The organism is Bradyrhizobium pachyrhizi (assembly GCF_029714545.1).
GTDB lineage: Bacteria > Pseudomonadota > Alphaproteobacteria > Rhizobiales > Xanthobacteraceae > Bradyrhizobium > Bradyrhizobium pachyrhizi.
The window spans coordinates 5,468,419-5,482,528 of sequence record NZ_CP121667.1 but is presented as its reverse complement, the minus strand read 5'-3'; the positions used below and the strand labels follow the sequence as shown (position 1 = coordinate 5,482,528).

Sequence of the window (14,110 nt, the reverse complement as noted above, 5' to 3'; positions counted from 1 at the left end):
TTCGCCGCCTCCGCTCAAGCTTCGGCGTGAAAGGGATGCATGGCCTCGTCGAAGCCTTGGCGAAGACGGGACCGGGCGATCCAGTACGCCGCGGTTTCTCGGCTCAAGCACCGGCGTCTCTGGAATACTGAATCACCCGCATGCGCATACGCGGGTGATGACACCGTACAGGCTGTTTGAGTTGTGAATCGGAATCTCACCGACGTCGTCCCGGGCAAGCGGAGCGCGACCCGGACCCATAACCACAGTTGGTCGTGATTGTACCGTGCTGGGGCTACAGCTTGCCGCAACAATGCAAAACTGTGGTTATGGGTCCCTGCTTTCGCAGGGACGACGAGCGGAGAGAGCACTGCACGCTCCTACTTCGACGCTAGCGGCACGTAGTCGTACTCCCCGACGCCTTGCAGGATCAGGAACGTCAGCGACGTCGTGCCGGCGTTGGTGACGAGGTGAGGGCGGGTCGGGCGGACGGCGTAGACTTCGCCGACCTTCAGGTTCACTTCCTCCTTCGGCTCCTGCAGGAACAGCCGCATCTGGCCCTCCAGCACGTAGAAGGTGTCGGAGATGTTGCTGTGGGTGTGCCACGGCACCTTCTGGGTCGGCGAGAGTTGCAGCTCCATGATGCGGAAGCCGGGGCGGGCGGCGTGCTCGGCGCGGCGCTCGACTTCGTAGAGATGGCTGGCGTCCTTGACCGGTTGTCCTGGCTTCATGGCGGCCTCCCTGGGATGTTGTTCAGCGATGCTAGTCCTGTTCGACGATCCATGAAACGGTCGGAATGGGCATGACGGGTGCGCGCGGCGGGCGCGAAGCGCGGGATACGGTCGCGCCCAACCCGCGCTACGGTGTGCTCACTTCATTCCCATGCAGTTCGCATAGAACGTTGTTGTCGCCGGCCAGTCGGAGAACATCGCGCGGACGCCGACCTGCCTTGCCAGCACGTCGAGCACGGTCAGCGTGTCGCCGTCCCGGTCGATCGCAGCCTTCACCGACTTGTGGTAGAACGCACCGCCTCGGTTGAGCGGCCCGTCGCGCTCCAGCGACCAGCCGATCAGATCGAGGCCGGCGGCCTTCGCCGCCCTGGCGTAAGCCGACGGGACGATCTCGCCCTTGTCGTTCAGCGCCAGCATCGCGAAGATCGGCGGCCCCAGGATCGCGACGCCGGAGGCCTTCAATTCCTGCATCGACGGCTTCCAGGTCTCCGGCCGGTTCGGATCGAGTCCTGCTTTCTCGTAGCGGTCCTCGAGATAGAGCGCCTGGCGGGCAAAGTCGGGTTCGGTCTTCACCCAATAGAGGATGTCCTTGAGGCTGAAGCTCTGCGGGAACACGTCGCTTGGCGGAATGCCGGCAGCCTTGTAGGCGGCGAGCATCTGGGTCGCATATGTCTCCCGGGTGTAGTCGCCGTCGAACGGCATCGCCACTTCCGGTGCCTTCAGCTCGGGCGTGAATTTTGCGCCGAGACTCCTGATCAGGGCGATGCTCTCGTCATGGCTCATCAGCGTGCCGGAACTGGCGTAGAGCTCGGTGCGCCAGCGCGGCGTGCCATTCTGGTACTCCTCCGGCGTCCTCGCATCCGGATTGAAGCCGTCCATTTTCGCGGTGAGCCGCTTGAATTCGGCGAGCGTGATGTCGCTGGTGCAGCACTTCGCCGAGGCCCTCCTGCCGGCGGCCGGATCGGCCGGGCTGAAGGGTTGCGTGCATTTTGCCGCGAGGTCCGGCACCGTCAGGATGTTGGTCGTGGTGTGCAGGTCGCATTGCGAGTGCCGGCACACCAGCTGGCGATCCCGCGTGAAGGTGACGTCGCATTCGATCACGCCGGCGCCCATCCGCGCGGCGGCGAGATAGGATTCGCGGCTATGCTCGGGAAATTGCAGCGCTGCGCCGCGATGGCCGATCGAAAAATCCGTCTTGTGGAACGGCCCGGTGCATTGGCTGAGTTGCTGCTTCAGGGGCCCGTCCTTCATCTTGTCGACCAGATAGAACGGGCGCGGCCCGAGCTGCGCCTCGCGCAGCAGCGCGATCTCCCCGGCGGCAGCCGGCAGCGCGGCGCCGAGGGCGAGCAGGAACGAGAGCAGGGCGGTGCGGAGACGGGCAAGCATAGGTGATCCCCCTGATCAGGCATTGTCAGCAAGCCGACATATCACGGAGCATATGCCGGCCGCCTGTGCGAAATGAAACCATGGAGGAACCAATGCCCGCAGCCTATTTCGTCGTCCGCGCCACCGTCACGGATGCCGCCAGGCGTCCCGCCTTCGACGCCTGGTATTCGCGCGAGCATCTGCCGGACGCGATGAAATCGTTCGGCGCCGAGCGCGCCTGGCGATGCTGGAGCCTGAGCGATCCCTCGCTGCACCAGGCGACCTATCAGTTCGCCGACGAGAAGGCGCTCGAGCGCGCGGTGAACAGCGCGGACATGAAGCGGCTGGTCGCCGACTTCAACCGTGACTGGCCGGAGGTGACGCGCACGCGCGATCTCCTGGTGCTGGCGGAGGAGGCGACGGCGGCATGATGGCTGCGTGACGTCACGACCTCGAGAACCCTCGAGTTCCATGAACGTGAACGCGCAGTTCAGCGAGCGTTCAGCTCGCGAGGCAAAAACTCGCCGCTGCAGTTGGTCCAACCCAGCAACAAAGGGAAACGCTCATGGAACGCCGGGATTTTCTGAAGATGGCCTTCGGTGTCGCCGCCGGAGCCGTCACCTTCGCAGCGGCGGCGCAGGCGGCGCCGCTCGCGCCGCTTCCCCTCAACCAGGATGCACGCGCACCAGCGGCTGGCGATGCGCATCCCGCCGTCACCACGGGCGAGGAGGTCGGCCGCATGAAGCCCGAGCAAGTACGCTGGCATCATCGCCACTGGGGTTGGCGTCACCGGCACTGGCACCGCAGGCATTGGGGCTGGCGCCGCCACCATTGGCGCCGTCATCACTGGCGCCGCTGGTGATATCGACTCCATGATGAAAAGAAAAACCCCGCGCCAGGCGGGGTTTTGTTAGTTCGCAATCTGCCGCGATCAGATCGGGCGGCAACGGCCGTAGCGCCAGACAAAGCCGTAGGGGCAGGCGCGGACACGCGGCGCCACCACGACGGGGCGCTCGACCACGACCGGCGGGCGCACGACAACGGCGCCCGGTGCGACGACGACGCCGCGATTCCTGACGCAGCCGCCATAGGGGCCACGGTGCCAGCCGGGGCCGCAGCCACCGGCTGCATCAGCGGCGCTGATGCCGGCGAATGCGGTCGTCACCAGAACTGCTGCAGCAAAAAGATACTTCATGTCTTCTCCTTTTTTTATTTGGGCCGCGCTGCGGCACCGCAACAAACTTTCGTCTACCGATTCGCCCGGCCGGATCATTGCAGAAGGCGTGCCCGATGTCGCCGACCATAATGTTGCGGCCTGAATGCGACATGAATGTTGCAGCTCACAGCTGCGTCAGCGCGCCGCAAGCCGGCTCAGCATCACTTCGAAATATTTCGTGGACGCGGGCAGCCGCGCGCTGATGGCGAGCGTACGAAAATACATCGGAAGGCGAGGCAAGCGAGACCGGCGGTTCACCGACGCTTGCCCGAAGGCGCGCCGCTATTGGTCCGTGCCGAACAGCGCGGCGAATCGCTTCTCGCCGTTGCGCGAAAAATTGACCACGCGGCTGCCCGGCGTCGCGTCGCGAGCGGCCCATTTCAGTTCCGTGAAGCGGTCCATCATGGCAGCGCCCAGCGTGCCAGCGAGATGATGCCGCCGCTCGCTCCAGTCGAGGCAAGCCTTGCACACCGGCCGGCGCGGATGCGTCAGCGCATCGGCGTCGATCTGCAGCTCCTCGGCCATGAAGCGCCTGCCTTCGCCGGTGAGCTCGATCGCCTGCTTGCTCTGGCGGACCAGCTTCTGCCGCTTCATGCTGTCGAGCATCTGCACGCCGAGATCGCCGGCGAGATGGTCGTAGCAGATGCGGGCCCGGCGCAGCGCCGGATCCTTCGGCCCGGTGCGCACCCGCATATGGCCGGCGCGGGCGGCAATGCCCTGCAGGCCTTCGAGCACGTCGGCGACGTCGGGGTCGGAGAGGCGGTAGTAGCGGTGGCGGCCCTGCTTCTCGGGCTCGATCAGCCCGCCGGCCTCGAGCTTGGAAAGATGCGAGCTCGCCGTCTGCGGCGTGATGCCGGCCTCTTGCGCCAGCTCACTCGCGGTCAGCGCGCGGCCGGTCATCAGCGCGGTCAGCATGTTGCAGCGCGCGGGATCGCCGACCAGAGCGGCGATCCGGGAGATGTCGGGTCCTGCTTTCATAGTTCGATGATAGCCGAAGCATCGAGGTCGGACAAGCCGCTATTATTCACCGTGCCGTCGTTGCGAGGATTGCTTCGCTGACGCTCGCAATAACGGAAACATGACCGGAGGCCATCAATGACCGTCACCGTCTTCATCCGCTACCAGCTCGATCCGTTCAAGCGCGCGATGTTCGAGGAGTATTCGAGAAACTGGCTCTCGATCATCCCGCGCTGCGGCGGCGACCTCATCGGCTACTGGATGCCGCATGAGGGAACCAACAACATCGCCTTTGCGCTGATCTCGTTCGACAGCCTTGCCGCCTATGAGGCCTATCGCGCGCGGCTTCGCCAGGACAAGGAGGGCGTGGCGAACTTCAACTTCGCGGAAGAAAACCGCTTCATCCTCGCCGAGGAACGGACATTTCTCCGCAAGGTCGAGGTATAGTAGGGCCACAACGGCAATGTGCGGGAGGCGCCCATGATCGCAGTGATCTTCGAAGTCTGGCCGAAGCCTGAGCAACGGGATCTCTATTTCGACCTCGCCGCCGAGCTGAAGCCGATCCTGCAGGAGATCGACGGCTTCATCTCGGTCGAGCGGTTCGAGAGCATTACCGAGAAGGGCAAGTTCGTGTCGCTGTCATTCTTTCGCGACGAGGCTGCGGTGGAAGCCTGGCGCAACACGATCGAACATCGCCGTACCCAGGCCAAGGGCCGCGCGCGGATTTTCGAGAACTATCGCTTGCGGGTGGCGAGCGTGATCCGTGATTACGGCCTGAACGAACGCGATCAGGCCCCGAAGGACAGCCGCGCGGCGCATGAGCCGCACTAGCGGGCGGATGCGTGGGTGCCTATCTGTGCGCGGCCAATGACTCCAGGGAGCGACCAATGCCACTGCCAACTGCTGACAAACGCGCCGCCTTCGAGAAGCTGCATGAGAGCGGCTGCTTCATCATTCCGAATCCGTTCGATGTCGGCAGCGCCCGAGCCTTGCAGCATCTCGGCTTCAAGGCGCTGGCGTCGACCAGCGCGGGCTTTGCCTGGACCATCGCCAAGGCCGACAATCGCGTCACCGTCGACGACGTCTGCGACCACCTGACTGCGCTGTGTGCGGCGGTCGATATTCCTGTCAATGCGGATTTCGAGGGCGGCTTCGCGGTTGAGCCCGACAAGGTCGCCGCCAATGTCGCGCGCGGCGTCAAGACCGGCGTCGCCGGGCTTTCGATCGAGGATTCCACCGGAGACGCCGCCAACCCGCTGTTCGAGCACAAGCTTGCGGTCGAGCGCATCAAGGCGGCGCGCAAGGCCATCGATGCCGACAACAGCGGTGTGTTGCTCACCGGCCGCTGTGAGGCATTCTTGTGGGGCAAGAAGGACCTCAATCTGGTGATCGAACGGCTGCAGGCCTATTCGGAAGCAGGAGCGGACGTCCTTTATTCGCCGGGCATCGCGACCAAGGAGGAGATTTCCGCGGTCGTGAAGGCGGTGGCGCCAAAGCCGGTCAATCTGTTGATCGGCGGTGCGTCGGAGCTGACGCTGCAAGCGGTCGCCGATCTCGGCGTGCGACGGATCAGCGTCGGCGGAGCGCTGGCGCGGATGGCCTGGACCGGCGTGATGAAGGCGGCCAAGGAGATGGCCGAGAAGGGCACCTTCACCGAATTCGCCAACGGCTATCCCGGCGGCGAGCTCAACAAGATGTTCAAGTAGACTCACACGCAAAAAAGCAGCGGGCCGCTGGGGCCCGCTGCTTCGTCGCTCACGATAGCGAGCGGATTACTTGCTCTTGTCGCCGGTCGAGTCGGACGGCGCCGCCGAGCGGTCGATTTCCTGTCCGGTCGGCTTGTTGGCCGACGGCGAGGCCGGCTGTGCCGGCGCCGCGCCCGTGGTCGTGCCGGGCTGGCTGTTCGGCTTCGGCGTCACGTCGCGCATGCCCGGAGGCGGCGCGGCCGGATTGGCCGGCTGCTGCTGCGCGGTCTGCGCTGACGGCGTGGTGCCCGCCTCATGCACCGACGTATTGTTCAAGCCGTAGAACAACGCACCGAGCACCACGGCCACCGCGACTGCAAACATCGCGATCTTGGTGGTGCTGGCCGGTCCCTCCTGGAGTTCCGGATCCGGCTGCAGCTCGTTGTCCAGGCTGTTGAAGCGCGCCTGGCGGCGCATTTCGTCCTCGGTCAGGTTGGCGCGATACGGATCGTCAGGTTGATGGGCCATTGCAAAGTTCCTCCGTTAGCACCTCAAAGCTAAACGCAGGGGACAATGGCTGGCGCGCGAGGATGTTCCGCGCCAATGTTGCAACCTGTTCATGCAGGAACCGCCGATTCCTCGGGTTCCAACCTGTTTCATGAGGCCTTTTCAATGTGGACCATGCCGCCCACCGATTCGGTGCTGCACGTGCTCTCCTTCATTGCGGTTGCGGCGCAGTCGATGACGGCGGCGCTGGCGGCCGGCAGGCGCAGCATGGATTGGGCCGGCGTCTGCATGCTCGGCGCGATCACCGCGCTCGGCGGCGGCACCATCCGCGACGTGCTGCTGGGGCATTATCCGCTGCTCTGGGTCGCGCATCCGATCTATCTTGCGGTCGCGGCGGCCGGCGCCTTCGCCACCATTCTGCTGGCGCGGCTGGTGCACCGGCTCAACCTCGCATTCCTGGTGCTCGATGCGATCGGACTTGTGGTGTTCACCATGGCCGGCTGCGATGTGGCCTCGCAAGTCGACGTCCCGCTGCCGATCGTGATCGTCGCCGGCATGATCACCGGCTGCGCCGGCGGCGTGCTGCGCGACATCCTCTGCAACGAGGTGCCGCTGTTGTTTCGCAGCGAGCTCTACGCCAGCGTCTCCGTGGTGACCGGACTGTTCTATGTGACCGGCTCCGGGCTGCAGGTGAACGCCCAGCTCTGGACCGCGCTGACCTTCGCACTCGGGCTGACGTTCCGCATGCTTGCGATCCGCTACCGATGGGAGATGCCGAAATTCGTGTTCAGCGACGAGGAACGCTGAACGATTATTTCGCCGTCCGCGCCTTAGCGACCTCGTCCGCGGTGACGGCCGGCGCCGCGTTGCCCCAGGCGTTGCGGATGTAGGTCGCAACGTCCGCGACCTCCTGGTCGGTGAGCTTGGGATAGGCCGGCATCGAGCCGCCGTTCGGGGCGCGCGGCGTGGTCACGGTCTGTGCGCCGTCGAGGATGATGCGCAGCGTGCTTGTCGGATTGGCCGATTGCAGATTGGCGTTGCCGGGCAGCGGCGGATAGATCCGCGGCGCGCCGGAGCCGTCGAGTTCATGGCAGGCGATGCAGGCCCCGCGGTAGATCCGTTCGCCATCGCTCATCTGCGCCGGCGAGGGCGGGGTGACCTCCGGCTCCGGCGCACCGGCAGGCAGGCTCTTCAGATAGACCGCGATCGCGCGCACGTCGGCGTCGCGCATCTTCGAGGTCGAATTGAGCACCACCTCGGACATCAGGGGGCCGGCATGGCTGTGCCCGTTGCGGCCGCTTTGCAGATATTCGGCGATATCAGCCGCGCTCCATGACTTCAGCCCGCTGCGCGCGGCGCCATCGAGCCTTGGCGCGAACATGCCTTGCACCATGCTGCCACTGAGCGCCTGGTCGCGCCTGTCGGCTCCGAAGGCGTTCTTGGGCGTGTGGCAGGCGCCGCAATGGGCGAGGGCCTCGACGAGATAGCGTCCGCGATTCCATTCCGCACCCTTGCCCTGATCCGGCTGGATGATGCCCGGCGTGAAGAACAGCGCGTTCCACGCCCGCATCAGCACGCGGTAGTTCAACGGCCAAGGCAGCTCCGGCGGCGGCGCCTTGTTGCTGACCGGCGCCAGCGTCGCGAGATAGGCACGGATCGCCAGGATGTCGTCGCGGATCAGCTTCGTGAAATTGGGGTAGGGGAAGGCGGGATAATAATGCGCGCCGCTCGGCGCGACGCCGGTCCGCAGCGCGCGCAGGAAATCGTCGTCGCTCCAGCCGCCGATTCCGGTATCGCGGTCGGGGGTGAGGTTCGGCGAGAACACCGCACCGAACGGCGTGTCGATCCGCTTGCCCCCGGCGAAGGGCTTTGCCGGATCGGCCGTGTGGCAGCTGGCACAGTCGCCGGCGATCGTGAGCGCCTTGCCGCGGGCGATGACGTCGTCGGTCGGCGCGGCGGCACATTCTCGGGTCGCGAGCGCACCGCACAACAGCGCGGCGACCAGAATCGCACCCGTCGTTCGAAATCGTCGCCGCATCCGATCACCTTCCGGTCCACAAGACGCGTTACGCCATTTCGCCGCGGGCCTGTCCTGCGACAGAAACCGAAACGGCCCCGCAATATTCCCGGCACGAAATTGCGATTTTTGAGCGACGGGCCGGGTCGCCCAGAATTGTGCTGCGCGGGCCGGAAAATCCGACATAGACTGGTTCTAACAAGCTCGGATGACTAGCTAAAAAGCAGTCGTCGCGACCAGCGAAAAGAGGGCTAAATGGGAATCAACCAAGGGCCTATCAGCCTCGACCAGAAATACACCCAGGGCACCGGCCACGTCTTCATGACCGGCATCCAGGCGCTGGTCCGTCTGCCCATGGCGCAGATCAGGCGCGACCGCGCCGCGGGTCTCAACACGGCAGGCTTCATTTCCGGCTATCGCGGTTCCCCCCTCGGCGGCTACGACCAGCAGCTGTTCGCCGCCCGCAAGCATCTTGAGCAGTACAACATCAAATTCCAGCCTGGCGTGAACGAGGACCTCGCGGCCACCGCGATCTGGGGCTCGCAGCAGCTCGCCCTGTCGCCGGGCGCCAAATATGATGGCGCGGTCGGCATCTGGTACGGCAAGGGCCCCGGCGTCGACCGCTGCGGCGACGTGTTCCGCCACGGCAATGCGGCCGGCTCCGCCAAGCATGGCGGCGTGCTCTGCCTTGCCGGCGACGACCATGGCGCGAAATCCTCCACCGTCCCGCATCAGTCCGACCACGCCTTCATCTCCGCGCTGATGCCCTACCTCTACCCCTCCAGCATCCACGAAATGATCGAGATGGGCCTCCTGGGTATCGCGATGTCGCGCTACTCCGGCTGCTGGGTCGGCATGAAGGTGATCACCGAGACGGTCGAGACCACCGCCGAGATCGACCTCACCGACGAGATGACGCCGTTCATCATTCCGACCGATTTCGAGCTGCCGCCCGGCGGCCTCAACATCCGCTGGCCCGACGACCGCTTCGAGCAGGACCGCCGGCTGCAGGACTACAAGGGCTTTGCCGCGATCGCCTTCGCCCGCGCCAACAAGGTCAATCGCGTCACCATGGATTCGCCGAACGCGCGCTACGGCATCATGGCCTCGGGCAAGAGCTACGAGGACATCCGCCAGGCGCTGCGCGAGCTCGGCATCACGCCCGAGATCGCCGGCAAGATCGGCATCCGCCTCTACAAGATCGGCATGCCCTGGCCGCTGGAGCCGGAGGGCGTGCGCAACTTCGCCGTCGGCCTCGAGGAGATCTTCATCGTCGAGGAACGCCGCGAGATCGTCGAGAACCAGGTCAAGCAGGAGCTGTTCAACTGGCGCGACGACGTGCGCCCGCGCATCGTCGGCAAGATGGACGATCACGACAAGCGCTTCCTGACCTTCGCCGCCGAGCTCAGCGTTGCCTCGCTTGCCAGCTCGCTCACCGAACGGCTGCTTCGACTTAATCTCAATCCTGAAATCGCCGAGATGCTGCGCGCCAAGGCCGACTGGTTCAACGGCCGTCAGTCGACGCAGATGCAGGCGACCGCGCCCGTCAGCCGCACGCCGTATTTCTGCTCGGGCTGCCCGCACAACACCTCGACCAAGGTGCCCGAAGGCAGCCGCGCGCTGGCCGGCATCGGCTGCCACTTCATGGCACTGTGGATGAACCGGTCAACCGAGACCTTCACCCATATGGGCGGCGAGGGCGTGCCGTGGGTCGGCATCGCGCCGTTCACCAATGAGAACCACATCTTCGCCAATCTCGGCGACGGCACCTATTTCCACTCCGGCATTCTCGCGATCCGCCAGGCGGTCGCCTCCAAGGCCAACATCACCTACAAGATCCTCTACAACGACGCGGTCGCGATGACCGGCGGCCAGCGCCATGACGGCGATCTCTCGCCGCAGCAGATCACCTTCCAGCTCCACGCCGAAGGCATCCGCGAGATCTATTTGGTCTCGGAGAACCCGGATTCCTATCCGGCCGACACCATCGCGCCCGGCGTCAAGCTGTACCACCGCGACGAGCTCGAGAACGTCATGAAGATGTGCCGCGAGTACAAGGGCACCTCGGCGATCGTGTTCGTGCAGACCTGCGCCGCCGAAAAGCGCCGCCGCCGCAAGCGCGGCTTGATGGAGGATCCGCAGCGCCGCGTGCTGATCAATCCAGCGGTCTGCGAAGGCTGCGGCGACTGCTCGGTGCAGTCGAACTGCATCTCGGTCGAGCCGCTGGAGACGGAGCTCGGACGCAAGCGCACCATCAACCAGTCGACCTGCAACAAGGACTATTCCTGCGTGAAGGGTTTTTGCCCGTCCTTCGTCACGGTCGACGGCGGCAAGCTCAGGCGGCGCGCGCCGCCCGAGCTCGGCAGCATCGATAATCTGCCGGAGCCGGCCTCCAAGCCCGCGCTCGACCGGCCCTACAACATCGCGGTCGGCGGTGTCGGCGGCACCGGCGTGCTGACGATCGGCGCGCTGCTCGGCATGGCCGCGCATATCGAGGGCAAGGCTTCGATGATCCTCGACATGTCGGGCCTCGCGCAGAAGGGCGGCGCGGTGCTGAGCCACGTCCGGCTCTCCGAGCACACCGCCGACGTGACCTGTTCGCGCATCGTGACCGGAACGGCCGATCTGGTGCTCGCGGCCGACGAGGTCGTGGCGGCGTCGAAGGACACCATCACGCTGTGCGATGCGAGCCGCACCGTCGGCATCATCAACAGCCACGTGATCCCGACCGCGGACTTCATCCTGAACCGCGACTTCAACTTCCAGAGCCGCAAGGTCAACAGCGTGCTGGAGACCGAACTGCGCAAGGACTCCGCCTTCTTCGACTTCACCAAGCCGGCCGAGGCGCTGCTCGGCGACTCCATCGCCACCAACATCATGATGCTGGGCTTTGCCTATCAGCGCGGGCTGCTGCCGCTATCGGCGGAGGCGATCCTGCAGGCGATCGAGGTCAACGGCGTCTCGATCAAGATGAACACCCAGGCGTTCCAGCTCGGGCGCCTGGCCGCCGCCGATCCGGCGCGGCTGAGCGGGATGATGAAGGGCGACGACGAGATCGTGCCACCGAAATCGCTGGATGCGATGTCGCTGGACGAGATCATCACCCATCGCATGGCGTTCCTGACCGACTACCAGAATGCGCGTCTGGCAAGACGCTACCGCAAGCTGGTCGACCAGGTGCGCGACGCCGCGACCAAGGGCGGCTATGGCGAGGCGCTGCCGCGCGCGGTCGCGATCAACTACGCAAAGCTGCTCGCCTACAAGGACGAGTATGAGGTGGCGCGGCTGTTCACCGATGGCCGCTTCGAGAAGCAGCTGCGCGATCAGTTCGAGGGCGAGTTCAAGTTCAACTTCAATCTGGCGCCGCCGATCCTCGGCGGCGGTCTCGACGCGCAGGGCCGGCCGAAGAAGCGCGCCTTCGGTTCGTGGATGATGTCGGCCTTCAGGGTGCTGGCGAGATTCCGCTTCCTGCGCGGCACGCCGCTCGACATCTTCGGCTACAACGCCGACCGCAAGCTGGAGCGCGATCTGATCGCGGGCTACGAGAAGGATGTCGCGACGGTGCTGAACCTGCTGTCGCCGCTCAATCACGACGTCGCAGTCGAACTGCTGGCGTTGCCTGACCGTATCCGCGGCTACGGTCCGGTGAAGGACAAGGCGATCAAGGAAGCGAAGGTTCGCTACGCGCAACTCGCCGCCGACCTCGCCAACCCGCCGCCCGCGCCGCGGCAGATGGCGGCGGAGTAGTGTCGCCACACACGCGGTGTCGTCCCGGCGAAAGCCGGGACCCATAACCACCGTACTTTGTTGTAGCGCGACGCTGGGGTCACAGCTCACTCTCACCACACAACCCTGTGGTTATGGGTCCCGGCTTTCGCAGGGACGACGATTGAGTTGCGGATGCAGTCTCGCCTGACGGAATATTTCCGCGCTTGCCAAGGTCGCGTCGTCGGTTCAGAAAAACGCTCGAGCGAAGAAACGCCAGCGGAGAGCGATTTGACCATCAAGGGCAAGGCCTACATTGCCGGGATCTACGAACATCCCACCCGGCACGCACCCGATAAATCAACAGCACAGCTTCATGCCGAGGTCGCCAAGGGCGCGATCGAGGATGCCGGGCTCACCAAGGACGATATCGACGGCTATTTCTGCGCCGGCGACGCGCCGGGCGGGCTGTGGCCGATGGTCGATTATCTCGGCCTCAACACCAAGAAGCTGCGTCACGTCGACTCCACCGAGACCGGTGGCTGTTCCTATCTGATCCATCTCGGCCACGCCGCCGAGGCGATCGCCGCGGGCAAATGCTCGGTCGCGCTGGTCACGCTGGCGGGCAAACCGCGCACCGGCCCGATGCCGCCGCGCGCCTCCGGCGCCGAGGCCGATTTCGAATCCGCTTACGGGGCTACCACGCACAATGCCTATGGCATGTGTGCCATGCGCCATATGCACGACTACGGCACCACCTCCGAACAGCTCGCCTGGATCAAGGTCGCGGCCTCGCATCACGCGCAATACAATCCGCATGCGATGCTGAAGGAGGTCGTCACCGTCGAGGACGTATTGAACTCGCCGATGATCTCCGATCCGCTGCACCGGATGGATTGCTGCGTCGTCACTGACGGCGGCGGCGCGATGATCGTCACGACGCCGGAGATCGCCAAGAGCCTGAAGAAGCCGCTGGTGCGCCTGATTGGCCATGGCGAGGCGATGAAGGGCCCGCGCGGCGGCAAGGATCTCGATCTGACCTACTCCGCCGGCGTGTGGTCCGGTCCGCGCGCCTTCGAGGAGGCGGGCGTGACGCCGAAGGACATCAAATACGCCTCGATCTATGACAGCTTCACCATCACGGTGCTGATGCAGCTCGAGGACCTCGGCTTCTGCAAGAAGGGCGAGGGCGGCAAGTTCGTCGCCGACGGCAATCTGATCTCGGGCGTCGGCAAGCTGCCGTTCAACACCGACGGCGGCGGCCTGTGCAGCAACCATCCCGTCAATCGCGGCGGCATGACCAAAATCCTCGAGGCTGTGCGCCAGTTGCGCGGCGAGGCGCATCCGAAGGTGCAGGTGAAGAACTGCGACCTCGCGATCGCCCACGGCACCGGCGGTCTGCTCGGCGTTCGCCACGCCGCCTCAACCTGCATTCTGGAGCGTGCGTGATGTCTGAAGCGAAGAAGTACAATGCCCCGGTGACCAATCCGGAGACCGCGCCGTTCTGGGAAGCGGCGAAGGCGGGCAAGTTCATGATCAAGCGCTGCAACACCTGCGGCGAAGCGCATTACTTCCCGCGCGCGATCTGCCCGTTCTGCTTCTCCGACAAGACGGTGTGGGAAGAGTCGAGCGGCGAGGCCACGGTCTACACCTACAGCCTGATGCGGAAGTCGCCGACCGGTCCCTATGCGATCGCCTACGTGACGCTGAAGGAAGGTCCGTCGCTGCAGACCAACATCGTCGATTGCGATTTGGAGCAGGTGAAGATCGGCCAGAAGGTGAAGGTGGTGTGGAAGCCGACCGACGGCGCCCCGCTGCCGTTCTTCACACCGGCCTAGAAAGTACCTTCTCCCCTTGTGGGAGAAGGTGGCGGCCGGAGGCCGCCGGATGAGGGGTTCTATCCGCGATAGAGATGCATCTGCGGAAGCAACCCCTCACCCAAGCGAGT

General features: G+C 65.0%; 15 protein-coding genes. 9 read left to right on the top strand and 6 right to left on the bottom strand.

Features of this window, described 5'->3' with window-relative positions:
- Nucleotides 1-359: 359 nt before the first annotated feature.
- Together QA639_RS25915 and QA639_RS25910 are read right to left on the bottom strand one after the other, a co-directional pair.
- Nucleotides 360-710: a cupin domain-containing protein gene (locus QA639_RS25915; protein ID WP_050384504.1), complete on the bottom strand. Its 351-nt coding sequence runs from the start codon at nucleotides 708-710 to the stop codon at nucleotides 360-362.
- Between the two features lie 138 nt (nucleotides 711-848).
- Nucleotides 849-2,096: a glycerophosphodiester phosphodiesterase family protein gene (locus tag QA639_RS25910; protein ID WP_157348661.1), complete on the bottom strand. Its 1,248-nt coding sequence runs from the start codon at nucleotides 2,094-2,096 to the stop codon at nucleotides 849-851.
- A gap of 92 nt (nucleotides 2,097-2,188) precedes the next feature.
- Here QA639_RS25910 and QA639_RS25905 point away from each other — a divergent pair, with 92 nt between their 5' ends.
- Entirely contained in the window at nucleotides 2,189-2,506 is a 318-nt protein-coding gene (locus QA639_RS25905; RefSeq protein ID WP_050384506.1) for a hypothetical protein, read from the top strand.
- A gap of 134 nt (nucleotides 2,507-2,640) precedes the next feature.
- A complete protein-coding gene (locus QA639_RS25900; RefSeq protein ID WP_028338227.1) occupies nucleotides 2,641-2,937 on the top strand; it encodes a twin-arginine translocation signal domain-containing protein in 297 nt (98 codons plus the stop codon).
- 69 nt (nucleotides 2,938-3,006) lie between these two features.
- Here the strand turns inward: QA639_RS25900 and QA639_RS25895 are convergent, their stop codons facing one another.
- Together QA639_RS25895 and QA639_RS25890 are read right to left on the bottom strand one after the other, a co-directional pair.
- Entirely contained in the window at nucleotides 3,007-3,270 is a 264-nt protein-coding gene (locus QA639_RS25895; protein WP_028338226.1) for a GCG_CRPN prefix-to-repeats domain-containing protein, read from the bottom strand.
- A 303-nt stretch (nucleotides 3,271-3,573) separates the two neighbouring features.
- Nucleotides 3,574-4,269, bottom strand: coding sequence for an ArsR/SmtB family transcription factor (locus tag QA639_RS25890; protein ID WP_028338225.1), 696 nt, complete (start codon nucleotides 4,267-4,269; stop codon nucleotides 3,574-3,576).
- Nucleotides 4,270-4,386: 117 nt separating this feature from the next.
- Here QA639_RS25890 and QA639_RS25885 point away from each other — a divergent pair, with 117 nt between their 5' ends.
- From QA639_RS25885 to QA639_RS25875, 3 genes are read left to right on the top strand one after another with little or no spacing between them, the layout of a single operon-like run.
- The gene (locus tag QA639_RS25885) at nucleotides 4,387-4,695 is read left to right on the top strand and encodes an NIPSNAP family protein (protein ID WP_050384507.1); all 309 of its coding nucleotides are present in this window, start codon (nucleotides 4,387-4,389) and stop codon (nucleotides 4,693-4,695) included.
- 33 nt (nucleotides 4,696-4,728) lie between these two features.
- Nucleotides 4,729-5,079, top strand: a complete 351-nt coding sequence (locus QA639_RS25880) for an antibiotic biosynthesis monooxygenase family protein (RefSeq protein ID WP_028338223.1) — start codon at nucleotides 4,729-4,731, stop codon at nucleotides 5,077-5,079.
- Between the two features lie 56 nt (nucleotides 5,080-5,135).
- Nucleotides 5,136-5,954 carry an isocitrate lyase/PEP mutase family protein gene (locus QA639_RS25875; RefSeq protein WP_028338221.1) on the top strand — a complete coding sequence of 273 codons (819 nt, stop codon included), beginning with the start codon at nucleotides 5,136-5,138 and terminating at the stop codon, nucleotides 5,952-5,954.
- 66 nt (nucleotides 5,955-6,020) lie between these two features.
- On the opposite strand, the gene QA639_RS25870 is transcribed toward QA639_RS25875, so the two are convergent.
- Nucleotides 6,021-6,461 (bottom strand): hypothetical protein, encoded by a 441-nt coding sequence (locus tag QA639_RS25870; protein WP_028338220.1) that lies wholly within the window; start codon nucleotides 6,459-6,461, stop codon nucleotides 6,021-6,023.
- A gap of 144 nt (nucleotides 6,462-6,605) precedes the next feature.
- Here QA639_RS25870 and QA639_RS25865 point away from each other — a divergent pair, with 144 nt between their 5' ends.
- Nucleotides 6,606-7,247, top strand: a complete 642-nt coding sequence (locus tag QA639_RS25865) for a trimeric intracellular cation channel family protein (protein ID WP_028338219.1) — start codon at nucleotides 6,606-6,608, stop codon at nucleotides 7,245-7,247.
- Between the two features lie 4 nt (nucleotides 7,248-7,251).
- Here the strand turns inward: QA639_RS25865 and QA639_RS25860 are convergent, their stop codons facing one another.
- On the bottom strand, nucleotides 7,252-8,478 hold the full coding sequence (locus tag QA639_RS25860) for a c-type cytochrome (RefSeq protein ID WP_157348663.1): 1,227 nt from the start codon (nucleotides 8,476-8,478) through the stop codon (nucleotides 7,252-7,254).
- 234 nt (nucleotides 8,479-8,712) lie between these two features.
- On the opposite strand from QA639_RS25860, the gene QA639_RS25855 reads away from it, so the two are divergent.
- From QA639_RS25855 to QA639_RS25845, 3 genes are all read left to right on the top strand, one after another.
- Nucleotides 8,713-12,204 (top strand): indolepyruvate ferredoxin oxidoreductase family protein, encoded by a 3,492-nt coding sequence (locus QA639_RS25855; protein WP_157348664.1) that lies wholly within the window; start codon nucleotides 8,713-8,715, stop codon nucleotides 12,202-12,204.
- Between the two features lie 249 nt (nucleotides 12,205-12,453).
- Nucleotides 12,454-13,611: a thiolase domain-containing protein gene (locus QA639_RS25850; protein WP_225646197.1), complete on the top strand. Its 1,158-nt coding sequence runs from the start codon at nucleotides 12,454-12,456 to the stop codon at nucleotides 13,609-13,611.
- On the top strand, nucleotides 13,611-14,000 hold the full coding sequence (locus QA639_RS25845) for a Zn-ribbon domain-containing OB-fold protein (protein WP_028337616.1): 390 nt from the start codon (nucleotides 13,611-13,613) through the stop codon (nucleotides 13,998-14,000). Before QA639_RS25850 ends, QA639_RS25845 begins: the two co-directional genes overlap by 1 nt.
- The last annotated feature ends 110 nt before the right edge of the window (nucleotides 14,001-14,110 follow it).